The following is a 22223-nucleotide window of genomic DNA, read 5'->3' on the forward strand; positions in this document are numbered from 1 at the left end:
CAACGAGACGAAGGGAACGAGGCCGATGGCGGTTGGATCACGACGAGACGCGGGGCTCGACGTCGATGCGCTGCGCGCGCGCTTCGCGTCGCTGCGCGACGGCGCGTTCGCGTACTTCGACGCGGCGGGCGGCAGCCAGGTGCCCGACGAGGTCGGCGAGGCGATCGCCCGCGCTCTGCGGGAGGCCAGCGGCAACCTGGGTGCGCCGTACGCGACCGGGCGTCGCGTCGAGGCGATCCTCGCCGAGGCGAAGGCGGCCGCCGGGCGGTTCCTGGGCGGCTCGGGCGACGACATCGTCTTCGGGGCGAACATGACGTCGCTGAACTTCGTCCTCAGCCGGACCGCCACGCGCGGCTTCGGGCCGGGCGACGAGGTGCTCGTGACCCGCTTGGACCACGACGCCAACGTCGCGCCGTGGCTGGAGCTGGCCGAGGACATCGGGATCACGGTGACGTTCGTCGACGTGACCGACGACTACCGGCTCGACTACGACGACCTCGAGCGCAAGCTGTCCGAGCGCACGCGGATCGTCGCGTTCCCGTGGGCGTCCAACGCGATGGGCACGCGGATCGACGCGCCGCGCGTGTGCCGCCTCGCGCGCGAGGCCGGCGCGCTGTCGTGGGTCGACGCGGTGCACTACGCGGCCCACGAGCCGATCGACGTCGCGGCGCTCGGCGCCGACGTCCTGCTCTGCTCGCCCTACAAGTTCTGCGGACCGCACATGGGCGTCGCGCACGTGCGGCCGGAGACCGCCGAAGGCTGGCGTCCCTACAAGGTGCGCCCGGCGCCGACGGAGCCGCTGGGCCGGCGCTTCGAGACCGGGACCTCGCCGTACGAGCAGCTCGCGGGGCTGTCGGCGACGGTCGCCTACCTCGACTCGCTCGGCGGCATGTCGGCGCTGAGCGCGTACGAGCAGGAGCTGGCCCGCCGCCTCTGGGACGCCCTCCCCGACGGCGTGACCGTCTACGGCCCCGGCCTCGCGGAGCGGGTGCCGACGTTCCTGCTCAACGTCGAGGGCGTGCCGGCACGGCAGGTCGCCGAGCGCCTGGCCGAGCAAGGGATCGGCGTCTGGCATCACACCCACTACTACGCGGCCGGGCTCGCGGACCGCCTGCCCTATCCGGACGAGGCGGTCCGCCTCGGTCTGATCCACTACAACACGGCCGCCGAGGTCGACCGCCTGACGGCGGCGCTGGGCGAGCTGGCGGCGGGCGGCTGACCGCCGCGCCGGCTCGCCGCCGCCCTTCGCGCCTCGGCTACCGGATGCCGAGGTCGCGGATGCCGAGGTCGCCGAAGATGCTGCGCGCGATCCCGGCGAGCAGCCGCGGCAGCTCCTGCGGCGAGGCCGACGTTGCGCATCGCGGCTGCGTCGTGATGCTCGGCCGGTCCTCGCCGGCGAGGACGGCGAGCACGCCGTCGCCGGCGGCGGCTATCTCCGCCAGCGCCGAATCGAGCCTGGCACGGCACCCGCACAAGCCGAGCGCCTCGCCGCCGCAGCGCAGGTGCACGAACCGCGGAGCGCCCGGCGCCGCCGGGTCTCCGAGCGCCAGCGCGACGTGGTCCGCCGCTCCCGCGGCGCTCTCGTAGCCGATCGCGCGGAACGGCCCGGCCGGCAGCGGCAGGGCCGTCTCGACCACGCGCCGGACGAGCAGATCCCGGTCGAGGCGAAAGCGCACGAGCGCGTCGACCGACACGACCGGCGCCCCTGTGCGGCGCGCCAGGCGCATCGCCGCGGGGATCGAGGCCGGCGCGCCGTCGTCGCCGACGATCTCGCACAGCAGCGCGACGGGCGTCACTCCCGCCAGCCGGGCGAGGTCGACCGCCGCCTCGACGGGGTCGGCACGGCGCAAGACGCCGCCGGAGCGCGCCGCCAGCGGGAACAGCCGGCCAGGGACCGAGAAGTCCGACGCGCGCAGCGACGGATCCGCGAGCGCCCGCGCCGTCTGGGCGCGCGCCGCGGCCGACATCGCGTCGTGGAGGCACTCGCGGTGGTCGACGCCGACACGCGTCTCCGCGTGGCGTGCGAGGCCGCTGCGGCCCGTCAGCGGCGGGATCTCCAACTCGTCGAGCCGCTCCGTCGTCGCCGCCGCGCAGACGACGCCGCGGGCCTCTGCGGCCATGCGGGTGACGTCGCCCGCGGTCGCGTCGGCGGCCGCAATCGTCAAGACCGCACGCGCCGCGGCGGACTGGCCGATGACGACGACCGGCTCGCCGGCGGCGATCGCCTCGATCGCGGCCGAGATCTCGTCGAGCGAGCGCGTGTCAGCGTACGCGGCGGGCTGCGCCGTCATCGCTCCTGCTCCGTCTCGAGGCGCGCGAAGCCGCTCCGGTGGAAGACCAGCGGCGACGCTCCGTCGCGCGCCTCCAGCCGCCGCACCGCGCCCATCACGAGCTGATGGTCGCCCGTCTCGATCACCTCTTCGAGCTCGCACTCGATCCATGCGAGCGCTCCGTCGAGCAGCGGCGCCCCGGCGCGTCCGGCGCGCCAGCTGACACCGGCGAAGCGATCGGCGCCCTTGGTCCCGAAGCGCCGGCCGAGCTCCTCCTGGCTGTCGGCCAGGACGTTGACCGTGAAGCCGCCTGCCCGCGCGACGCGCGGCCAGGTCGACGAGCGGTGATCGACGAAGAAGCCGACCAGCGGCGGATCGAGCGAGATCGACGTGAACGACCCCACCGCCAGCCCGATCGGCGCGTCGTCGAACGCCGCGACGACGACCACCGGCGTCGGCACGTGAGCCAGGACGCGGCGGAAGCTCGCGTACGTCGTGTCAGCCATTTCGTCGTGTTCCTCGTTGTGTGTGGGCGTCGGACAGCTCTCCGAGCAGTTCGAGCGTCCGGATCGTGAAGGCGACGTGGGTGAGGTAGTCGTCGATCAGGACGTGCTCGTCGGGAGCGTGGATGCCGCTGCTCATCCGCGTCGATCCGGGCGGCATCACCGTCGGGATCGCGAGTGACTCCTCCAGCAGGTGCAGCGGCCCGCCGCCCGGCACCAGCGGGTAGCGGATCGGCTCGCCGTGCAGCTCGCGCGCGGCCTGGGTGACGGCCTCGGCCAACGGGAAGTCGATCGCGCTCTTGGCGGCGGGGACGCTGTGCAGGACGTCGATCTCGACGTCGGCGAACCCGCGCCGGTCGAGGTGCGCGCGCAGCAGCGCGACCGCGTCCCCGGGGGTCTGGCCGGGCACCAGGCGCAGGTCGAGCTTCGCGCGCGCCTCGGCGGGGAGGACGGTCTTCGCCCCGGGGTCGGTGTGGCCGGCGACGATCCCCGCCACGTTGACGGTCGCCTCGGTCACCAGCCGGCGGCCGAGCTCGGCGCGCGCCCGGTCGACGTAGGGGTCGCGGCCGTCGAGCGCGGCCTCGGCCGCCGACGGCGCCGGGATCCCGGCCACCGCCTTCAGGTCGGCCGCGTTGAACGCCAGCGCGCGCTCGGCCAGGCCGTCGATCGTCGGCCGGCCGTCCGCGGCGGCCAGCGTCGCCAACGCGCGCGCCAGCTCGAGCGGCGCAGAGCGGAACACGCCGGCGAACGCCGAATGCTGGTCACGGCGCAGCGTTCGCAGGGTCAGCTCGACGTAGACGAGCCCGCGGCACCCGAACCCGATCTCGGGGCGCCCGTCGTCGCGCAGCAGGTAGCTCTCCCACAGGCAGGCGTCGGCGGCGAGGCGCTCGTGCTCGGCTCGCAGGAAGTCGGCGAGACCGGCGCTGCCCGTCTCCTCGGCGCCTTCCGAGAGCCACACGACCGTGCACGGAAGCGGCCGGCCCGTGGCGCGGAGCGCCTCGAGCGCATGCACCCGGGCCATCACGTCGGCCTTGTCGTCGGCGACGCCGCGCGCGACGAGCCGCCCGCCCTCCGGCCGGGCCGCGAACGGCGGCACCGACCAGGCGTCCAACGGCTCGGCGGGCTGGACGTCGTAGTGCGAGTACAGCAAGACCGACGCGGCGCCGCTGCCGCGCGCGCGGCCGACGACCGCGGGCGGCGCGTCGGCGACGGGGAGCTGCTCGACCTCGTCGAGCAGCGGGCGCAGCCGCTCGGTGAGCCAGTCCGCCATCCGCGCCAGCTCGCCGCGTTCCTCGCACGCGACCGACGGGATGCGGCAGCAGGCTGCCAGATCCTCCACGAGCCGCTCGCGGTGTTCGACGACCCAGGCCAGTGCGGTGATCGGCTCAGGCGACGACGGTGCAGGCACGCATCGATGAAATCGCGCGGGGCGGCCCCGGGCAATAGCACCCAGGTGCTACTCGTGCGGCGGCTACGGAGCTACGCCGCGGCGGCCGGAGCGCTCATCCGGACCGCTTCGACGCGGGAGCGGGCCCCGAGCTTCTCGTAGATGTGCCGCACGTGCTGCTTGACGGTGTTGAGCGCGATGCCGAGCTCGTGACCGATCTCGGCGTTCGTGAGGCCGTCGACCAGCAGCTCGAAGACCTGCAGCTCCCGCGCCGAGAGCGCGTCGCGGACCTCGGCGGACACGTTGCGGTGCGCCATCCGCACCGCCGCCCGCTGCGCCTCGGAGAAGCGGATCGTCTCGACCACCGACGGACCGCGGTCCTCCGTCTTCGCGGTCGCGGTTGCGGTCGCCTCGTGCGCTTCGGCGTTGGCGAGGGCGATCGTGGCGAAGCGGGAGAGATGGCTGGCGATCTGCGCTTCCCGCATCGTGTACGGGGGCCGGCCGGCCTCGCGCCCGATCGAGACGACGCCGATCAGCCGCCCGTTGTGGATCAGCGGGGCGGAGAGGCAGTGCTCGAAGCCGTAGCGGACGAGCGCGGCGCCCTGCGACGTGCTCGCGTACGTCCGGCCGTCCGAGAACAGCATCGTGTCGTAGACCGGGAAGCGGACGGCGTTCGCCCGCCGGACCAACGGGCATTCGGTGGGACCGGAGACCTCTCCGATCTCGTAGAGGAGCGTCGGCGAGACCGACAGCACGGAGACGAGCGTGAAACGGCTCCGGTGGTCGAGCAGGCAGACACCGGCCATGTCGCCGCCCGTCAAGCGGACGAAGTCGGGAAGCATGCGCTTCTGCACGGTCTCGCAGCTCAGCGAGCTGCAGACGGTCTCACCGAACCGGAGAATCTCCTGGTAGGTCGCAGGATCCATCTGGCACTCCTCCTTGCTTCGCGTGCCCGGCAGTCGGAGCGCGCCGATCGAGTCTAGCCCGTGGGGACGAGCGCGAGCACCCGCGACGGGCTGCCGGTGCCGCCGACGAGCTTGAGCGGCGCGACGACGAGCAGCGCTCCCGTGGCGGGCAGCGCCGCCAGGTTCGCCAGCTGGGTGAGGCCGTAGCGCCCGTTGCCGAGCAGGTGATGGTGCGCAGGGAAGCCCGGCTCGAAGCCGCCGGCGGCGCCGGCGTCGATGCCGACGGTCTCGACGCCGAAGCCGACGACGCCCGGATGCTCGGCGAGCCACCGTGCCGCGTCGGCGTCGGGGCCGGGGGTCACCGGTCCTTCGGGTCCGGCGTTCAGGAAGGCGGCCGCGTCCGCCGCGCGTGCGCCCCACCCGGTGCGGAAGAGGACCCAGCTGCCGGGTGCGATCGTGCCGTGCTCGGCCTCGAACGCCGTCAGGTCCTCGGCGGTGAGGAGATAGCCCGGGTCGTCCGCGACCTCGCTCGTCTTGTCGATGACGACCGCCGGCCCGACGAGTCGCGCCGGCGGGATCGCCGCTACGTCTTCGCCGTCGCGTCCCGTGATCCAGTGGATCGGTGCGTCCAGGTGCGTGCCCGTGTGCTCGCCGAGCTCCAACACGTCCCACGCCCATGCGGGGCCGGCGTCGTCGAAGCGGCTGAGTCGCCGGCGCGAGAGCTGCGGCGTGTTCGCGAACGGCTCGGGCAGCGCGAGGACCGGGGTCGTCTCGCTCAGCGGCTGCGTGAGGTCGACGACGTCGACCGCACCGGCCGCGAGGTCGGAGGTCAGGTCGGTGACGCTGGTGATCGCCATGGTGATTCGGCTGCTCCTGTGTCGTGGATCTTCGTCCGCAGCGCGGCGCCGTCCTCGTCGGCCAGCGCGGCGTCGCGCAGGTCCGCCATGCGGGTGGCCGCCGCCTCGGCGCCGACCAGCGCGTCCGCCGCGTCCATCAGCGTCGCGAAGCTCTCGCCGCCGTGCGCGTATGTGCTGCCGTAGCCCTTCAGGACGCGTTGGCACTCGACGATCTCGCACGCGAGCGCGGCGTCGGTCCGGGCGACGTCGAGCGCGAGCGCGAGCCAGCGCTCGATCGCCGCCTGCTCGCGCACGAAGCGCACGGACCGCGGGCGCAAGGGGCGCGCGCGGGCCATCGTCGTCAGCAGCGTGTAGCCCACCACCGAGCTGGTGTTGAGGATCATCCCTCTGTGGGTCGCCGCGTGCACGACCCGCTCGAACGCGCGCGACCGCGCGAGCCGGCCTCCGAGCCAGGTCGGCATCGTGTCGACGATCTCCTCGGCCTGCGGGTGCAGGAACTCGCGCACCTGCACGAGCTGGCCGGGCCGCACGTGCGACTCGTCGCGGATCCGTTCCATGCGCTTGCGCCGGACCTTCTGCGTCGCCACCTGGATCGTGTCCTGGTAACACATCCAGAGGGCGACATGACGGGCCGCCTCGCGCGTCAGGCGCGCGTCGCCGGCCCGCTCCGGGTCGACGTCCGCGAAGCGCGCGACCCGTTCCAGGTAGCGCTCCGCGTACGCGTGATCCTGGTAGACGGCGGTGCGGACGAGCCCGTGCAGGATCGTCGAGCGTGCGGCGGGAGGGAGGTCGCCCACGCGCTCGGCAAGGTCGCGCAGTTCTGGGCCGACGAGTGACGCCGGGTCCGTGGCGGCGATCGCCGTGCGCTCGGCTTCCTCGTGCGCCTTGCGCTCCTCTGTCGAGCGCGACGACGCCGCGCCGGGCGCGATCGGCAGCTCGATCAGCTTCGCCGCCGAGGACGACGGCGACGGCGTGGCGTCGGCGGTCGCCGCCTCGAAGCCGGCCGCGAACGCGGCGAGCGACGCATCGACGGCCTTGCCGGACACGCGGATCGACGCCTCGAACTGCTCGCGCGCGAACGGGAGCGCCCCGGAGCCCGCGAGCCCGCCGAACAGCGACGCGCTGATCACGCTGCCGGCCTGCTCGGCGAGCTGCATGAAGTCGGCCGCGACGAGGCGCTTCGACGCGTTCCGCGCGGCGTCGAGCAGGGCCGCGTCGTCGACGCGGCCGTCGCCCATCGCGACCTTCTCGTCGATCGAGTACACCCGGTTCGTCGAGGTGATGAGCGTGGTCCGGTCGGCGGTGGAGAACCCGCGCTGGACGGCACGGCCGCACTCCATCAGCTCGGAGGCGATCACGACGTCGACCTCGCCCGGCGTGGGGAAGACGCCCATCACGGGTTCGTCGCGCACGGGAGCGCGCGCGTCGGCCGTGGGCGACTCGGCCGACGGCTGTGACGGAAACAGCTCGACGTAGTAGACGGTCGCGCCGGTGCGCTGCGCGACCCCGGCCACCGAGGTGGTCTGGGCGTGGTGGCCAGCGCGCTCGGCGGTCGCGACGATCCAGTCGGCCAGCACACCGCCGCCCTCGCCGCCGAGGGCGAGGATCGCGAGCGTCAGCGGGCGTCGACCCTCGGACCAGCTCGACATCAGCTGACCTCGAACCGCGCGGCGCGCCGCTCGATCCCGCGCGAGGCGACCTTGATCCACCAGGCCCGGAGCCTCGCCAGCATCCGGTCGCGCCGCGTCGGGTTCTGCACGACGTCCGTGCGGTAGAAGGACGGGCAGAGCACCGCCGCGTGCGCGTTGGTCCCGCAGACGCCGCACCCGACGCAGCTGTCGAGGACGGTCGCGACCGGATCGGTCCGCAGCGGGTCGGGGTTGGACTTGATCGACAGCGACGGGCAGCCGGAGATGCGGATGCACGCATGGTCGCCGGTGCAGGTCTCGGCGTCGACGCCGAAGCGCTCGCGGACCACCCGCTTGCCCTCCTTCAGCGCCGCGCGCATCTCGGGCTTGACACGGCGCTGGCGGTTGAGCTGGCACTCGCTCTGCATCACCAGCAGCTTCGGCCCCGGTTCGTCGGTCGTGAGCGCCTCGACGAACGAGTCGCGCACCGCGCCGACGTCGTACGTGTCGTCGATCGTCCTGGCCCATTCGACGCCGACCCCGCGCGCGGCCTTCTCGATCGGATGCTGCGTCGAGCGGTTCGGAGTCTGGGCCTGGGAGGAGAGGACGTCCTGCCCGCCGGTCGCGGCGCTGTAGGCGTTGTCGACCACCACGAGCAGTTGGTCGTTCTCGTTGAAGACGGCGTTGCCGACCCCGCTGGTCAGGCCGTTGTGCCAGAAGCCGCCATCGCCCATGACCGCGATCGTCCGGCGGTCGGCGTCCTTCGAGTTCAGTGCGGCCGCTCCCGCCGAGCCCAGGCCGTAGCCCATCGTCGTCGCGCCGAGGTGGAAGGGGGCGACGGTCGAGAACAGGTGGCAGCCGATGTCGGCGCTGACGTGATGGGCGCCGGTCTCGCGCTCTGCGAGCTTGAGGCCGCTGAAGATCGGCCGCTCGGGACAGCCCGTGCAGAGCCCTGGAGGGCGGGGGAGGACCGCGTCAGCGGCGACGGGCGAGGCGAACGGGCTCGCCGGGTCCTCGGCGTCGCGCAGCAGCGCGGGCTCGTGCTCGATCGCATCGGGCAGGTACCGGCGCAGGAACGCGGCGACGCCGCGGGTGACGGCCGCCGAGGTGTACTCGCCGGCGACGGGCAGCAGGTCCTTGCCGTGCAGGGCGGTCGTGACGCCGGCGCGGCGCAGGATCGCGTTGAGGTTCTGCTCGATGTAATCCGGCTGGCCCTCCTCGACGAGCAGCACCGCGCGCTTGCCGGCGCAGAAGTCGAGGATCTCCTCGTCCACGACGGGATACGTCACGTTCATGACGTACAGCGGCACGTCGGAGCGGCCGAACGCGTCAGAGCAGCCGAGCAGCTCCAGCGACCGGTTGAGCGTGTTGTAGAGCCCGCCCTGGGTGATGATCCCGACGTCGCCGTGGTCGCCGGCGATGACCTCGTTGAGGCCCCGCTCGCGGATGAAGCGCACGGCGGCCGGCCAGCGATCCTCGACCTTCTCCCGCTCGTGCAGGAAGCTCGCCGGCGGCAGCACGATGCGGCTGGGGTCGCGCGTCGGGTGCTCGATCGCGTCCTTGACCGTCATCGGCGGACGCCTGTTGTCCTTGGCGACGAACGACCCGTGCAGGTGGCACGAGCGCAACCGCAGGTCCAGCATCACCGGCGTGCTGCTGGCCTCGGACAGCTCGAAGCCGGTCTCCACCGCGTCGACGATCGCGCTGACGTTCGGGCGCGGGTCGAGCAGCCACATCTGCGACTTCATCGCGAACGCGTGCGAGCGCTCCTGCATGATGCTCGAGCCCTCGCCGTAGTCCTCGCCGAGGATGATCAGCGCGCCGCCCTGCACACCGCCGCTGGCGAGATTCGCGAGCGCGTCCGACGCCACGTTGAGGCCGACCGTCGACTTGAACGTGACGGCGCCGCGCAGCGGGTAGTGCACCGAGGCGGCGAGCATCGCGGCCGCCGTGGCCTCCGAGGCGCTGTTCTCGAAGTAGACGTCGAGCTCGCCGAGGATCTCGCGCGCGTCGCCGAGCACGTCCATCAGATGCGAGATCGGCGCGCCCTGGTAGCCGCCGACGTATGCCACGCCGGACTGCAGCAGGGCCTTGGTGACGGCGAGGATGCCCTCGACCTGCAGCGTCGAGCCCGCGCCGCTTCGCAGCAGCTGGACCTCGCCGTCGAAGGACCGCTCAGCCATGACAGCGTTCGGTCTTCGAGCTGACGCCCTGCACGGACATCGTTGGGTGGTCTTCGGCCATCGCTGATCGTCTCCTCTCGATCGTGAGAGTGTACGGGTCAGCATGGTGAGGTGTCAATCGATCTTCGGCGGCTCGCCGGGTCGGGCGCGCGTCTCCCTCGCGTCGCCCGCCGGGTACCATGCGCGGCACATGGCCGCGGTTGCGAAGAGAGCGGATGCGTCCGCGGCGGAGGCGCTGGCCGGCCAGTCGTTCCAGCCGCAGGAGCTGGTGATGACGCTGCTGGGCAGCTACGTGCGCTCCCGCCACGAGACGGTGTGGTCGGGCGGCCTGGTGGCGCTGCTGGAGGAGATGGGCTTCTCGACCGGCGCCTCGCGCGTCGCGCTGACGCGTCTCGTGCGGCGCGACCTGATCGCGCGTGAGCGCAGCGGGCGCCTGATCCACTACCGGATCACCGAGCGCGCCGACCAGGTGCTGGCCGAGGGCGATCGCCGCATCTTCTCGCTCGGCCGCGCCGACACGCTCGCCGGCGGCTGGACGATGCTGTGGCACGACATCCCAGAGGCGCAGCGCCTGGAGCGCGGCCGCCTCGCCCGCCGGCTGCGCTTCCTCGGCTTCGGGACGCTGCAAGACGGCCTCTGGATCTCCCCGCACGACCGCGAGCAGGAGGTCGTGCCGCTGCTGGAGGAGCTCGGCGTGGCGGAGCGCGCCGGCGTCCTCGTCGGCGACGTCGCCGCGATGCCGGGGACGGCCGCGCTCGTGCGCCGCGCCTGGGACCTCGACGCGCTGTGCGAGCGCTACCGCGCCTTCGCCGTGCAGTTCGCGCCCCATGCGAGGCGCCGCGGCGCGCCACGCGTCGACGACCGCGAGGCGTTCCTCGTGCGCACGCGCATCGTGCACCTGTTCCGCGGCTTCCCGTTCCTCGACCCGGACCTGCCGGATGAGCTGATGCCGGACCCGCGCGCCCGCCGCAGAGCGGTCGACGTCTTCGACGCGGCCTACGAGCGGCTCGCCGAGCCGGCCCAGCGGCACTTCGACGCCGTCACGTCGGGCTGGCAGTAGCGCCGGTCAGACCTCGAGATCGAGCAGCGGCTCGTACGCGAGCCCCATGCTGACGATCGCGTTGACGTAGACCGCCAGCGCGGCGCGCACGTTCGCGTGCGCGACCGGCGGCAGCTCCTCGCGGCACAGCTGCTTGAGGCTCTCGTAGGTCGCCAGCAGCCGCTCCTCGGGCGCTGTCAGCTCGGTCCCGATCAGGTCCGTCGTCATCTCTCACGCTCCCATCGGTCTGTCGCGCAGGTCGACCATGCGCTTGGCCTTCAGCTCGAAGCGGGGCAGCGCGCCCGCCTCAGCGCGCTCGACGCGGAAGTTCAGGCCCTCGTGCGCGTCGGCCAGCTCCCTGCGCAGCGCGCTGCTCACCTCCGGCCACGCGTCGGCGTGGTCGGGGGCGGTCTCGACGAGCAGGGCGATCTCGTCGCGCAGCCCTTCGCGGGTGATGCGGACCTGGAACTCCTCGACGTGGGGGAAGGCGCGCACGATCCCCTCGATCGCGCGCGGGTAGACGTTCGTGCCGCGCACGAGCTTCATGTCGTCGACGCGGCCGAGGATGCCGCCCGCGTAGATGTCGGCCGTGCGGCCGCAGCCGCAGCGCGACCCCGGCACGCGGGAGATCTCGTCGCCGGTGCGGTAGCGGATCAGCGGGATCGCGTGCCGGCCGAACGAGGTCACGACGCGCTCGGCGCGCTCGCCCGAGGCCGCCGGCTCGAGCGTCTCGGGATCGAGCGACTCCTCCAGCACGTGGTCCTCGATGATGTGCGCGCCGCCGGGCTGGTGCTCGCACTCGAACATCACGATCGTGCCGACCTCGGTCATGCCCGCCGTGTCGTAGGCCTTGGCGCCCCACTGCTGCTCGATCAGCGCCTTCGTCTCGGGGATCGAGCCAGCCGGCTCGCCCGACAGGATCACCCGCTTCACCGCCGAGCCGCGCAGGTCGAGGCCGAGCTGGTCGGCCTCCTGCGCGAGGCGCAGCGCGTAGGTCGGCGTCGACGCCACGACGGTCGCGTCGAAGGAGAGGATCTGCTTGACGCGCGCCTCGGTCGTCTGCGCGCCGCCGGGGACGTTGAGCACGCCGATCTTCTCCATCGCGTAGTGCAGTCCCCAGAAGCCGATGAACGAGCCGTAGCCGAACGCGACGTACGCGGTGTCGGAGGGGCGCACGCCGCAGGCCCACAGCCCGTACGCCCACATCTCGGCGATCCACGCCCAGTCCTTGCGCGAGTCGAGCGCGCGCAGCGGCGTGCGGCCTGAGGTGCCGGACGTGGTGTGCACGCGGATCGCCGTCTCCGGCGCGATCGTGGGCAGCTCGCCGTACGGCGGCCGCTCGTCCTGAGAGGTCATCCACTGCTCGCGCGTGAGCAGCGGGATCCGGCGCAGGTCGTCGAGCGAGCGCAGCTGGCCGGGCTCGAATCCGCCCTGCGCGAAGCTGCGCCGGTACCACGGGCTCCTCGCCTGCGCCCACTCGCACAGCGTTCGCAGCTTCGCCAGCTGCAACGCCTCCAGCTGCTCGCGTGGGAGCGTCTCGATCCTCGGGTTCCAGTAGGGCGATTGCGTCACCACGATCCTGCCGTCCTCCTCGCTCGCCGGTTCGGCGAAACACACGACACTTGAGCGGAGTCTACTGTAAAGTCACGACGCTGTGAGAGATTCTGAGCATGACGCTCGCGAGGCGCTGATGGCGATCTCGCCGTTCGACCACCACCTCGGGCTCGAGCTGCTGCACTGCGACGAGCAGCTCGTGACGGCGCGCGTCCCGGTGCGTCCGCAGCTCACGCAGCCGATCGGCATCGTGCACGGCGGCGTCTACGCAGCGATCGCCGAGGCGATCGCCTCGCTGGGCACCAACCGCGCCGTCGCGGCCGAGGGCATGGTGGGGCTCGGGCAGAGCAACAACTGCTCGTTCCTGCGGCCGGTCAGCGCCGGCGCGGTCCATGCGACGGCGCGCGTGCGGCATCGCGGCCGCACGAGCCAGGTGTGGGACGTCGAGCTGTGCGACGACGACGGGCGCCTCTGCGCGATGGCGCGCGTGACCGTCGCCGTGCGGCCGCTCAGGCCCGCCGCAGCAGCGACGTGACAGCCACCGCCGCCAGCAGCGCGGCGGCCGCGACCGCGTGGAAGACCGTCTCGACCCCGCCGACGAGCGCCTGGACGTCGGCGGCGGACGCCGCAGCGGTCGCGACCGAGCGGCCGTCGCCGCCGGCGCGCAGTTGCAGCAGCGCGCCGAGCCCGGCGATGCCGGCCGCCGCGCCCGCGGGACGGCAGAGGTAGACCGCGGCGTTCGCCGCGCCCGAGCGGGTGCGGCCGGCGACCTGCGCCACGAGCGCCGCCAGCGGCCCGTTGATCGTGCCCACGCCCAAGCCGAAGACCACCAGGCCCGGGAGCAGCGCCGGATAGCTCGCGGCGGCGGCGAGCTGGGCGGTGAGCGCGGCGCCGACGGCGAGCGCGGCGAGCGAGCCGACGACGAGCCGCAGCTCCGGCACGCGGCCGCGCAGGCGCAGCCCCGCCACCGCGGCCAGCACGGCGGGGACGGTGACGCCGAGCAGGCCGGCGCCCGCGGCCGCCGGGCCCGCGTCGAGCACGGCCATCAGGTAGCGGGGGAGGTAGAAGACCATCGCGAACAGGGCGGCCGAGAGCGCGAGCGTCGCCAGCGCAGCCGCCTGGAGCACCGGCTCGCCGGTCGTCCGCGGGTCCAGCAGCGGCGCCGAGGCGCGCCGCTCCCACGCGGCGAACGCCGCCAGCAGCACGATCGCGCCGGCGCACGCCGCCACGATCGCTGCGCTGCTCCAGCCCAGCCGGTTGCCCTCGATCAAGGCGAACAGCGCGGCGCCGAGGCCGGCGGCGAGCAGCAGCGCGCCGAGCGGGTCGAGACGGGCGTCGCGCGGGCCGCGGGCCGGCACGCTGCGGAGCGCGAGGAGCGCTCCGAGCGCCGTCGGGGCCGCGAGCGCGGCGAACACCGCCCGCCAGCCGACGTGCTCGGCGAGCAGCCCGCCGAGCGGCGGCCCGGCGGCGTACGCGAGCGCGACGCTGACGCCCCAGACGGCGAGCGCAGCGTGCCGTCGCCGCGCGTCGGGGTAGGCGAGCGAGACGATCGGCAGCGTCGCGCCGAGCGCGAGCGCCGAGGCCGCGCCGGCGAGCGCGCCCAGCAGCGCGAGCGCGAGCGCCGAGGGCGCGCATGCGAACGCGACGAGCAGCGCCGCGTACGCAGTCATGCCCGTGAGGAAGATCCGGCGATGGCCGCGGCGGTCGCCGAGCGAGCCGGCCGTCACGAGCAGCGCGGCCTGCGTCAGCACGTAGCCGTTGACGATCCACTGCTGCTGCTCGAAGCTCGCGCCGAGTTCCCGCTGCAGCGAGGGCAGCGCCGGGGGCGCGCAGACGATGAAGCCGACCGTCGTCGCGCTCGCCAGGCACGCCGCCGCCAGCGCCGCGCGAGGACGCTGCGGCAGCGGCGGCCGGGACCGCATCGTCAGCCCGCAGCCGCCATGAGCCCGGCCGCGACCCGGTAGCGGGCGTCGCCGTCCCGTCCCGCGAGCCGGCCGAGCAGCGCGACGACGCGCTGGAGCCCGAGCTCACGCCCCCAGGCGAAGGGGCCGCGCGGGTGGCCGAGCCCGACGGTCATCGCGAGGTCGACGTCGTCCTGGGTGCGGGCGACGCCGGCGTCGAGCGCGAACCATGCCTCGTTGACGAGCTGCGCGACGATGCGCTCGACGAGCGCGGGCGCGTCGCCGGCGCTCGCGGCCGCGTGCTCGCCCACGTCCGGCGCTGCGTCGTCGCCGTAGTCGTAGAAGCCGCTGCCGCTCTTGCGGCCGAGCTTGCCGGAGGCGGCCATCACCTCCTGGGTCAGGGTCGGCTGCCAGCGCGGCTCGCCGCCGGACTGCTCGAACATCGAGCGCGTGACGGCGAGGCTGACGTCGATCCCGATCGTGTCCATCAGCCTGAACGGGCCCATCGGGAAGCCGGCCGCCTCGCAGGCGCGGTCGACCTGCGGCGCCGTCGCGACGCCCGTCTCGACGATGCGCAGCGCCTCCAGGTAGTAGGGGCGCGCGCAGCGGTTGACGAGGAAGCCCGGCCCGTCGGCGACGGCGACGACCTGCTTGCCGATCGCCACGGCGAGCGCTCGGGCGGTCGCCGCCGCGTCGGCGGCGGTGGCGGGCGTCGTGACGAGCTCGACCAGGCGCATCGCGCCGGGCGGGTTGAAGAAGTGCAGGCCGAGGACCCGCTCGGGCGCGGCGACCGCGTCCGCGATCGTCGCGATCGGGATCGAGGAGGTGTTGGAGGCCAGCACGGCGGCCGGCGCGATCCGCGCGACGCGGGCGAACAGGTCGCGCTTGAGCTGCGGCTCCTCCGGTACGGCTTCGAGGACGAGCCCGGTGCCGGCGACCGCGGCCAGGTCCGCGGAGCCGGTCAGCAGCGCGGCGGTCGCGTCGGCCTCGGCCGTCGTCATGCGGCCGCGGCGCACGCGGCGCGCCAGCTCGTCCGTGACGCGCCGCACGCCGGCGTCGACGGCCGCCTCGTCGACGTCGCAGAGGACGGTGGCGATGCCGTGGCGGCAGGCGAGCGCCGCGATGCCGGCGCCCATCGTGCCGCCGCCGACGACGGCGATCCGAGTGGGCGCGCTCATCGCGACCCCTCCGGGTTCTCGATCACGATCGCGAGGCCCTGCCCGACGCCGACGCACATCGTCGCCAGCCCGTAGCGGCCGCCACGCCGGCGCAGCTCCCATGCGAGCGTCGCGACGATCCGCGCGCCGCTGCAGCCGAGCGGGTGCCCGAGCGCGATCGCGCCGCCGTTGGGGTTGACGATCGCCGGGTCGAGGTCGAGTGCGCGAACGCACGCGAGCGCTTGGGAGGCGAACGCCTCGTTGAGCTCGACGACGGCGAGGTCGCCGACCTCCAGTCCGGCGCGTCCGAGCGCGATCCGCGTCGCGGGGACCGGCCCGATCCCCATCAGCGCCGGGTCGACGCCGGCGACGCCGGCCGCGACGACCCGCGCCAGCGGCTGGCGACCCCAGCGTGCGAGCGCGGCGTCGCTCCCGAGCAGCAGCGCAGCGGCGCCGTCGTTGATCGACGACGAGTTGCCGGCCGTCACCGTGCCGCCCTCGGCGAACGCGGGGGCGAGCGCGCCGAGCCGTTCGAGCGTCGTGTCGGCGCGAGGGCCCTCGTCGTCCGCGACGAGCAGCGGCTCCTCGCGGCGGCGGGGCACCTCGACGGGCACGATCTCGTCGGCGAAGCGTCCGGCCTCGCGCGCTGCGAGCGCGCGGCGGTGCGAGTCGAGCGCGAAGCGGTCCTGGTCCTCGCGCGTGACCGCGTACGCGCGGGCGACGTTCTCGGCCGTCTGTCCCATCGAGTCGGTCGCGGCCGCTGCCGGCATGCGCGGGTTGACGAAGCGCCAGCCGATCGTCGTGTCGACCAGCTGCGCGTCGCCGCGCGGCAGGCCGCGCTCGGGCTTGAGCATCGCCCACGGCGCGCGGCTCATCGACTCGACGCCGCCGGCGACGAGCAGCTGCCCCTCGTCGCAGCGGATCGCACGCGCGGCGGAGGCGACGGCCTCCAGGCCCGATGCGCACAGGCGGTTGACGGTTGCTCCGGGAACGTCGTGCCCGAGGCCTGCGAGCAGCGCGGCCATGCGGGCGACGTTGCGGTTGTCCTCGCCCGCGCCGTTGGCGCAGCCGAGGTAGACGTCGTCGATGGAGGTGGGCTCCACACCCGCGCGCTCCACGACGCGCGCGACGACGGCGGCCGCGAGGTCGTCCGGCCGCACGGTGCAGAGCGCGCCGCGATGGCGGCCGATCGGCGTCCGTACCGCGTCGAGGATCCAGGCGTCGGTCATCATGCACGGCAATATACGACAGCTCACCCGGCTATGGCGTAGACTTTCGATCGTGGTCACTCAAGCAACCCCTTCACGCTCATGAGCCGCACCGTCGTCGTCACGGGTGGGGCCAAGGGCATCGGCCGCGCGGTCGTCGCGCGCTTCCTCGCCGCGGGCGACCGCGTCACGGCGCTGGGCCGCGACGCGGAGGCGCTCGCGCACCTGCGCGGCGAGCTGCACAGCGGCGCCCCCGGCACGCTGGGCGTGGTGCCGTGCGACGTCGCCGACGAGGCGGCGGTCGCGGCCGCGTTCGCCGACATCGGCGCCGTCGACGTGCTCGTCAACAACGCCGGCGTCGCGACCGCGGCGCCGTTCGCGCACACGACGCTGGCGGACTGGGAGCGCCACCTGGCGGTCAACGCGACCGGCGCGTTCCTCTGCACGCGGGCCGTGATCGCGTCGATGCGCGGTCGCGATCGCGGTGCGATCGTGACCGTCGCCTCGACCGCCGGCCGCGTCGGCGCGGCGTACGCGTCCGCCTACACCGCGTCCAAGCACGCCGCCGTCGGGCTGATGCGCGCCGTCGCCGCCGAGGTCGCAGGCAGCGGCGTGCGCGCCAACGCAGTCTGCCCGACGTTCGTCGACACGCCGATGACCGAGCGCTCGATCGAGCGGATCGCCGAGGCGACGGGCCGCAGCGCGCAGGAAGGGCGCGATGCGCTGGTCGCCAGCTCGCCGCTGGGGCGGCTGCTCGACCCCCAGGAGGTCGCCGACGCGGTCGTCTGGCTCGCCTCCGACGCGGCCCGCTCGATCAACGGACAGACCCTGATCCTCGACGGAGGAGGCATCCAGACGTGACCAGCTTCCGCGCTTCGGCGCCGCTCACCCCCGACGCCGCCTGGCAGCACTTCGACCTGTCGGTCGCCGACGGCGTCGCGACGATCACGCTCAACCGCCCGGACAAGCTCAACGCGCTCACGTTCGAGGCGTACGCCGACCTGCGCGACCTCGTCGCCGAGCTGCCGCACCGCGACGACGTGCGCGTGGTCGTGCTGACCGGCGAGGGCCGCGGCTTCTGCTCGGGCGGGGACGTCGAGGAGATCATCGGCGAGCTGCGCAAGCTCGACGCCTCCGGCCTGCTCGCCTTCACGCGCATGACGGGGGCGACGGTCAAGGCGATGCGCGAGTGCCCGCTGCCGATCATCGCCGCGATCAACGGGGTCGCCGCCGGCGCGGGCTCGGTACTGGCGCTCGCGAGCGACTTCCGCCTGCTGGCGCGCTCGGCCTCGTTCGCGTTCCTCTTCACGCGCGTCGGCCTCGCCGGCGCCGACATGGGGTCCGCCTACCTGCTGCCGCGGATCGTCGGCCTCGGCCGCGCGACCGAGCTGCTGATGCTCGGCGACAAGCTCGACGCCGAGACGGCGCTGCGGATCGGGCTCGCGAGCGAGCTCGTCGACGACGACGAGCTGGCAGGGCGCACGAGCGCGCTCGCGCGCCGTCTCGCCGACGGTCCCGCGCTCGCCTACGCGACGACGAAGTCGCTGATCGCGAAGGAGCAGGACATGGACCTCGCCGGCGCGATCGAGCTGGAGGCCGTCACGCAGGCGCTGCTGATGACGAGCCACGACCACCACGAGTTCCTCGACGCCTGGCGCGAAGGCCGGCGTCCCGACTGGAAGGGGCGTTGACGATGGCGCACGAGATCGTGACCGCACCCGAGCTGGCGCCGCCGGTCGGCTACGCGCACGCCGTCGTCGCCGCTCCGGGCCGGCTCGTCCACCTCGGCGGGCAGACCGCGCTGAACGCGGACGGCGAGATCGTCGGCGAAGGGCTCGCCGCTCAGCTCGACGTCGCCGCCGGCAACGTCGTCGCGGCGCTGCGCGCCGCGGGCGGCGTCCCCGAGGACATCGTCTCGATGCAGCTGTTCGTGACCGACGTCCCCGCCTATCGCGCCCAGCTGCCCGAGCTGGGAGCAGTCTGGCGCAGGCACTTCGGTCGCCACTACCCCGCCAGCGGCCTGTTCGGCGTGACGCGCCTGTACGACGACGATGCGCTGATCGAGCTGATGGCGGTCGCCGTCGTCCCGCAGGAGCGCGACGCGTGAGCGACGCGATCCCCGCACTCGACGCCCATCTCGACGACGGGCAGCGCGCGCTGCTGGAGCAGACCGCTGCGCTTGCGGCGACGACGCTCGCGCCGATCGCCGCCACGGGGGAGGAAGGGGCGATCGACCGCCCGCTGCTGCGCGCGCTCGCCGAGCACGGCCTGCTCGGACGGCTGTTCGCGCGTGAAGGCGACGACTGGCGGCCGGACGTCTCGGCGCTCGACCTGTGCCTGATCCGCGAGGGGCTCGCGCGCGGCTGCACCGCGGCCGAGACCGCCTTCGCGCTGCAGGGGCTCGGCACCTTCCCGCTGCTGCAGTCGGGCCGCCCCGAGACGGTCGCTGCATGGCTGCCGCGGATCGCCGCCGGCGAGGCGGCGGCCGGCTTCGCGCTGACCGAACCGGACGCCGGCAGCGACGTCGCCGCGCTGTCGCTGCGCGCCGAGCGCGACGGCGACGGCTTCCGCCTCACGGGCGAGAAGACATGGATCTCGAACGCGCCCGAAGCCGACGTCTACTCGGTCTTCGCGCGCACGACCGACGGCGCCGGCGCCCGCGGGCTGACCGCGTTCCTCGTCCCGCGCGAGAGCGAGGGTCTGAGCGGCGAGCCGCTGCGCCTGCTGTCGCCCCATCCGATCGGCCGGCTGACGTTCGACGGCGTCTACGTCCCGCCGGAGCACCTGCTCGGCGAGGTCGACGGCGGCTTCCGCGTCGCGATGCGCACGCTCGACATGTTCCGCCCGAGCGTCGGCGCGTTCGCGATCGGGATGGCGAACGCGGCGCTCGACGCGGCCGTCGCGCACGCGAGCACGCGCCAGGCGTTCGGCGGTCCGCTGAAGGATCTGCAGGCGGTCGCGCACCGCCTCGCCGACGTGTCGGCGCGCGTGCACGCGGCGCGGCTCGCGGTCCACCACGCGGCCGCCGCCTACGACCGCGGCGTTCGTCCGGTCACGCAGGCGTCGGCGATCGCGAAGCTGCTGGCCACGGAGGTCGCCCAGGAGGCGGTCGACGCGGCGATCCAGGTGCACGGCGCGCGAGCGCTGGAGCACGGCCACCTGCTGGAGCACCTGTACCGAGAGGTGCGCGCCCCGCGCATCTACGAGGGCGCGTCGGAGATCCAGCGCGAGATCATCGCGCGCGGGCTGTTCCCGCGCGCGCGGGAGGAGCGAGCATGAAGGTCGCGATCGCGGGCGGCGGGCCCGGGGGGCTGTACGCCGCGATCCTGCTGCGGCGCCTCGGGCACGAGGTGACGGTGTGGGAGCGCAACGCCCCGGACGACACGTTCGGCTTCGGCGTCGTCTTCTCCGACGAGACGCTGGCCGCATTCGAGGCGGCCGACCCGCCGACGTTCGCCCAGATCGCGGGCAGCTTCGCTCGCTGGACCGACATCGACGTCTGCTACCGCGGCACGCGCCAGCGCTCCGGCGGCCACGGCTTCTCGGCGCTGGAGCGCAAGCGGCTGCTGCGGATCCTGCAGGAGCGGGTGCTCGAGCTGGGCGCCGACGTGCGGTTCAGCACCGAGGCGCCGCCGATCGAGCAGCTGTCGGCCGGCCATGACCTCGTGATCGCCGCCGACGGCGCCAACAGCGGCCTGCGCACGGCGCGCGCGGACGCGTTCGGGCCGAGCGTCGACGTGCGCCGCTCGAAGTACATGTGGCTCGGCACCGATCTCGTCTTCGACGCCTTCCGCTTCGACGTCGTCGAGACCGAGTTCGGCGTCTTTCAGGTCCACGGCTATCCGTACGACGCGACGATGAGCACGTTCATCGTCGAGACCGACGAGGCGACGTGGCGGCGCGCCGGGCTCGACGTCAACGAGGACGCCGAGCTGCCGCCGGGCGTCAGCGACGAGTACGGGATCGCCTTCGCGCGCGAGTACCTCGCCGACGTGCTGGACGGCCGCCAGCTGTTCGGGAACAACTCGAAGTGGCTGAACTTCCGCACGATCCGCAACGCGCGCTGGAGTGACGGCAACGTCGTCCTGCTGGGCGACGCCGCGCACACGGCGCACTTCTCGATCGGCTCGGGCACGAAGCTCGCGATGGAGGACGCGATCGCGTTGGCGTGGGCGTTCAAGGCGCGCGACGGCGAGAGCGTCGGCGACGTGCTCGCCGCCTACGAGGCCGAGCGCCGGCCGGTCGTCGACAGCACGCAGCGCGCCGCGCAGGCGAGCCTCGAGTGGTTCGAGCAGATCGCGCGCTACGTCGGCCAGCCGCCCAAGCAGTTCGCGTTCAACCTGCTCACGCGCAGCCGTCGCATCACCTACGACAACCTGCAGATCCGCGACGAGGGCTTCGTCGAGCAGGTCGATCGCGAGTTCACGTCCGGCGACGGCGGCGCGACCGTGCCGCCGATGTTCCTGCGCTTCCGGCTCCGCGATCTGGAGCTGGCGAACCGCGTCGTCGTCTCGCCGATGGACATGTACAGCGCCGTCGACGGCACGATCGGCGACTTCCACCTCGTCCATCTCGGCAGCCGCGGCGTCGGCGGCGCGGGGCTCGTGATGAGCGAGATGATCTGCGTCTCGGCAGAGGGGCGCATCACCCCGGGCTGCGCCGGCCTCTACCGCGACGACCAGATCGAGGGCTGGCGGCGCGTCGTCGACTTCGTCCACGGCCACGGCGAGGCGAAGATCGGCGCGCAGCTCGGCCACAGCGGGCGCAAGGGGTCGACGACGCTGCTGTGGGAGGGCGACAGCGAACCGCTCGCTCAGGGCGGCTGGGAGACGCTCGCGCCGTCGCCGTTGCCCTACTTCCCGCACAGCCCCGTCCCGCGCGAGATGGCGCGCGCCGACATGGACCGCGTGCGCGACGAGTTCGTCGCGGCGACGCGGCGCGCGGAGGCGGCCGGTTTCGACGTGCTCGAGCTGCACTTCGCGCACGGCTACCTGCTCAACTCGTTCCTGTCGCCGCTCACGAACGTGCGCGGCGACGAGTACGGCGGCGACCTCGCCGGACGGGCGCGGTATCCGCTGGAGGTGCTCGACGCCTGCCGCGCGGCGTGGCCGGCCGCGAAGCCGATCTCGGTGCGCATCTCGGCGACCGACTGGGTCGACGGCGGGTTCGACGGCGACGACGCGGTCGCGCTCGCGCGGCTGCTGGCGGAGCACGACGTCGACGTCGTCCACGTCTCGACCGGTCAGGTCTCTCCGGATCAGCGGCCGGCGTACGGGCGCAGCTTCCAGACGCCGTTCGCGGACCGCATCCGCAACGAGGCCGGGATCCCGACGATCGCGGTCGGCGCGATCTCCTCCGCCGAGGACGTCAACACGACGATCCTCGCCGGCCGCGCCGACCTCTGCGCGCTCGGGCGCCCGCACCTCTACGACCCGTACTGGACGCTGCACGCGGCGGCCGACCAGGGCTACCGCGGCGACCCGTGGATCGCCCAGTACCGCTCCGGGCGGCGCAAGCCCCAAGACGGCACGGTCGGCCCGCCGAAGCCTCCGCCGCGGCGCTTCGGCGACGGGGACGAGGAAGCGGTGGGGGCGGGGCGGTCGTGGCAGCCCGTCCGCAGCGGTGCCTGAG

The 22223-nt window shown here is 73.9% G+C and carries 20 protein-coding genes; 8 read left to right on the plus strand and 12 right to left on the minus strand.

Features of this window, described 5'->3' with window-relative positions; all coding sequences use genetic code 11:
• The first annotated feature begins 25 nt into the window (after positions 1-25).
• Positions 26-1219 (plus strand): cysteine desulfurase-like protein, encoded by a 1194-nt coding sequence (locus CWOE_RS10680; protein ID WP_041732155.1) that lies wholly within the window; start codon positions 26-28, stop codon positions 1217-1219.
• A gap of 37 nt (positions 1220-1256) precedes the next feature.
• On the opposite strand, the gene CWOE_RS10685 is transcribed toward CWOE_RS10680, so the two are convergent.
• The 7 genes from CWOE_RS10685 to CWOE_RS10715 form a co-directional block, all read right to left on the minus strand.
• A complete protein-coding gene (locus tag CWOE_RS10685) occupies positions 1257-2291 on the minus strand; it encodes a 3,4-dihydroxy-2-butanone-4-phosphate synthase (protein WP_012933619.1) in 1035 nt (344 codons plus the stop codon).
• On the minus strand, positions 2288-2776 hold the full coding sequence (locus CWOE_RS10690) for a flavin reductase family protein (protein WP_012933620.1): 489 nt from the start codon (positions 2774-2776) through the stop codon (positions 2288-2290). The genes CWOE_RS10685 and CWOE_RS10690 overlap by 4 nt, the downstream gene beginning before the upstream one ends.
• The gene (locus tag CWOE_RS10695) at positions 2769-4181 is read right to left on the minus strand and encodes a M20/M25/M40 family metallo-hydrolase (protein WP_012933621.1); all 1413 of its coding nucleotides are present in this window, start codon (positions 4179-4181) and stop codon (positions 2769-2771) included. Before CWOE_RS10695 ends, CWOE_RS10690 begins: the two co-directional genes overlap by 8 nt.
• Positions 4182-4252: 71 nt before the next feature.
• Positions 4253-5086, minus strand: coding sequence for a LuxR C-terminal-related transcriptional regulator (locus CWOE_RS10700; protein ID WP_012933622.1), 834 nt, complete (start codon positions 5084-5086; stop codon positions 4253-4255).
• A gap of 53 nt (positions 5087-5139) precedes the next feature.
• Positions 5140-5922 (minus strand): cyclase family protein, encoded by a 783-nt coding sequence (locus tag CWOE_RS10705; protein WP_012933623.1) that lies wholly within the window; start codon positions 5920-5922, stop codon positions 5140-5142.
• Positions 5895-7571, minus strand: coding sequence for an indolepyruvate oxidoreductase subunit beta family protein (locus CWOE_RS10710; RefSeq protein WP_012933624.1), 1677 nt, complete (start codon positions 7569-7571; stop codon positions 5895-5897). Before CWOE_RS10710 ends, CWOE_RS10705 begins: the two co-directional genes overlap by 28 nt.
• Positions 7571-9733 (minus strand): thiamine pyrophosphate-dependent enzyme, encoded by a 2163-nt coding sequence (locus CWOE_RS10715; protein WP_012933625.1) that lies wholly within the window; start codon positions 9731-9733, stop codon positions 7571-7573. Before CWOE_RS10715 ends, CWOE_RS10710 begins: the two co-directional genes overlap by 1 nt.
• Before the next feature lie 190 nt (positions 9734-9923).
• On the opposite strand from CWOE_RS10715, the gene CWOE_RS10720 reads away from it, so the two are divergent.
• The gene (locus CWOE_RS10720; RefSeq protein ID WP_012933626.1) at positions 9924-10793 is read left to right on the plus strand and encodes a PaaX family transcriptional regulator; all 870 of its coding nucleotides are present in this window, start codon (positions 9924-9926) and stop codon (positions 10791-10793) included.
• 6 nt (positions 10794-10799) lie between these two features.
• Here CWOE_RS10720 and CWOE_RS10725 read toward each other — a convergent pair whose 3' ends face one another.
• A complete protein-coding gene (locus CWOE_RS10725; protein ID WP_012933627.1) occupies positions 10800-11000 on the minus strand; it encodes a hypothetical protein in 201 nt (66 codons plus the stop codon).
• Between the two features lie 3 nt (positions 11001-11003).
• Positions 11004-12344, minus strand: coding sequence for a phenylacetate--CoA ligase family protein (locus tag CWOE_RS10730; protein WP_012933628.1), 1341 nt, complete (start codon positions 12342-12344; stop codon positions 11004-11006).
• Positions 12345-12426: 82 nt separating this feature from the next.
• Here CWOE_RS10730 and CWOE_RS10735 point away from each other — a divergent pair, with 82 nt between their 5' ends.
• Positions 12427-12861: a PaaI family thioesterase gene (locus tag CWOE_RS10735; RefSeq protein ID WP_236262267.1), complete on the plus strand. Its 435-nt coding sequence runs from the start codon at positions 12427-12429 to the stop codon at positions 12859-12861.
• Here CWOE_RS10735 and CWOE_RS10740 read toward each other — a convergent pair.
• The 3 genes from CWOE_RS10740 to CWOE_RS10750 are packed head-to-tail and all read right to left on the minus strand — an operon-like array spanning position 12836 to position 16613.
• Positions 12836-14248 (minus strand): MFS transporter, encoded by a 1413-nt coding sequence (locus CWOE_RS10740; RefSeq protein ID WP_012933630.1) that lies wholly within the window; start codon positions 14246-14248, stop codon positions 12836-12838. The two genes, CWOE_RS10735 and CWOE_RS10740, sit on opposite strands and share 26 nt — an antisense overlap.
• Positions 14249-14250: 2 nt before the next feature.
• Positions 14251-15405 (minus strand): 3-hydroxyacyl-CoA dehydrogenase, encoded by a 1155-nt coding sequence (locus CWOE_RS10745; protein ID WP_012933631.1) that lies wholly within the window; start codon positions 15403-15405, stop codon positions 14251-14253.
• Positions 15402-16613, minus strand: coding sequence for a thiolase family protein (locus CWOE_RS10750; RefSeq protein WP_041732165.1), 1212 nt, complete (start codon positions 16611-16613; stop codon positions 15402-15404). The genes CWOE_RS10745 and CWOE_RS10750 overlap by 4 nt, the downstream gene beginning before the upstream one ends.
• Before the next feature lie 81 nt (positions 16614-16694).
• Between CWOE_RS10750 and CWOE_RS10755 the strand changes: the two genes are divergently transcribed.
• Genes CWOE_RS10755 through CWOE_RS10775 form a run of 5 tightly spaced genes read left to right on the plus strand, consistent with a single transcriptional unit; the run spans position 16695 to position 22222 of the window.
• The gene (locus tag CWOE_RS10755) at positions 16695-17453 is read left to right on the plus strand and encodes an SDR family NAD(P)-dependent oxidoreductase (protein ID WP_012933633.1); all 759 of its coding nucleotides are present in this window, start codon (positions 16695-16697) and stop codon (positions 17451-17453) included.
• Positions 17450-18283, plus strand: coding sequence for an enoyl-CoA hydratase family protein (locus CWOE_RS10760; RefSeq protein ID WP_012933634.1), 834 nt, complete (start codon positions 17450-17452; stop codon positions 18281-18283). Before CWOE_RS10755 ends, CWOE_RS10760 begins: the two co-directional genes overlap by 4 nt.
• A gap of 2 nt (positions 18284-18285) precedes the next feature.
• Positions 18286-18699, plus strand: a complete 414-nt coding sequence (locus CWOE_RS10765; protein ID WP_012933635.1) for a RidA family protein — start codon at positions 18286-18288, stop codon at positions 18697-18699.
• The gene (locus CWOE_RS10770; protein ID WP_012933636.1) at positions 18696-19871 is read left to right on the plus strand and encodes an acyl-CoA dehydrogenase family protein; all 1176 of its coding nucleotides are present in this window, start codon (positions 18696-18698) and stop codon (positions 19869-19871) included. The genes CWOE_RS10765 and CWOE_RS10770 overlap by 4 nt, the downstream gene beginning before the upstream one ends.
• On the plus strand, positions 19868-22222 hold the full coding sequence (locus CWOE_RS10775) for a bifunctional salicylyl-CoA 5-hydroxylase/oxidoreductase (protein ID WP_012933637.1): 2355 nt from the start codon (positions 19868-19870) through the stop codon (positions 22220-22222). Before CWOE_RS10770 ends, CWOE_RS10775 begins: the two co-directional genes overlap by 4 nt.
• Position 22223: the final 1 nt, after the last annotated feature.

It is taken from the genome of Conexibacter woesei DSM 14684 (genome assembly GCF_000025265.1).
Taxonomy (GTDB): Bacteria; Actinomycetota; Thermoleophilia; order Solirubrobacterales; family Solirubrobacteraceae; genus Conexibacter; species Conexibacter woesei.

Coding starts and splice junctions, on each gene's coding strand:
- CWOE_RS10680 (WP_041732155.1), top strand. CDS start 26: ATGGCGGTTGGATCACGACGAGACGCGGGGCTCGACGTCGATGCGCTG.
- CWOE_RS10685 (WP_012933619.1), bottom strand. CDS start 2,291: ATGACGGCGCAGCCCGCCGCGTACGCTGACACGCGCTCGCTCGACGAG.
- CWOE_RS10690 (WP_012933620.1), bottom strand. CDS start 2,776: ATGGCTGACACGACGTACGCGAGCTTCCGCCGCGTCCTGGCTCACGTG.
- CWOE_RS10700 (WP_012933622.1), bottom strand. CDS start 5,086: ATGGATCCTGCGACCTACCAGGAGATTCTCCGGTTCGGTGAGACCGTC.
- CWOE_RS10705 (WP_012933623.1), bottom strand. CDS start 5,922: ATGGCGATCACCAGCGTCACCGACCTGACCTCCGACCTCGCGGCCGGT.
- CWOE_RS10710 (WP_012933624.1), bottom strand. CDS start 7,571: ATGTCGAGCTGGTCCGAGGGTCGACGCCCGCTGACGCTCGCGATCCTC.
- CWOE_RS10715 (WP_012933625.1), bottom strand. CDS start 9,733: ATGGCTGAGCGGTCCTTCGACGGCGAGGTCCAGCTGCTGCGAAGCGGC.
- CWOE_RS10720 (WP_012933626.1), top strand. CDS start 9,924: ATGGCCGCGGTTGCGAAGAGAGCGGATGCGTCCGCGGCGGAGGCGCTG.
- CWOE_RS10725 (WP_012933627.1), bottom strand. CDS start 11,000: ATGACGACGGACCTGATCGGGACCGAGCTGACAGCGCCCGAGGAGCGG.
- CWOE_RS10740 (WP_012933630.1), bottom strand. CDS start 14,248: ATGCGGTCCCGGCCGCCGCTGCCGCAGCGTCCTCGCGCGGCGCTGGCG.
- CWOE_RS10745 (WP_012933631.1), bottom strand. CDS start 15,405: ATGAGCGCGCCCACTCGGATCGCCGTCGTCGGCGGCGGCACGATGGGC.
- CWOE_RS10750 (WP_041732165.1), bottom strand. CDS start 16,613: ATGACCGACGCCTGGATCCTCGACGCGGTACGGACGCCGATCGGCCGC.
- CWOE_RS10755 (WP_012933633.1), top strand. CDS start 16,695: ATGAGCCGCACCGTCGTCGTCACGGGTGGGGCCAAGGGCATCGGCCGC.
- CWOE_RS10765 (WP_012933635.1), top strand. CDS start 18,286: ATGGCGCACGAGATCGTGACCGCACCCGAGCTGGCGCCGCCGGTCGGC.
- CWOE_RS10775 (WP_012933637.1), top strand. CDS start 19,868: ATGAAGGTCGCGATCGCGGGCGGCGGGCCCGGGGGGCTGTACGCCGCG.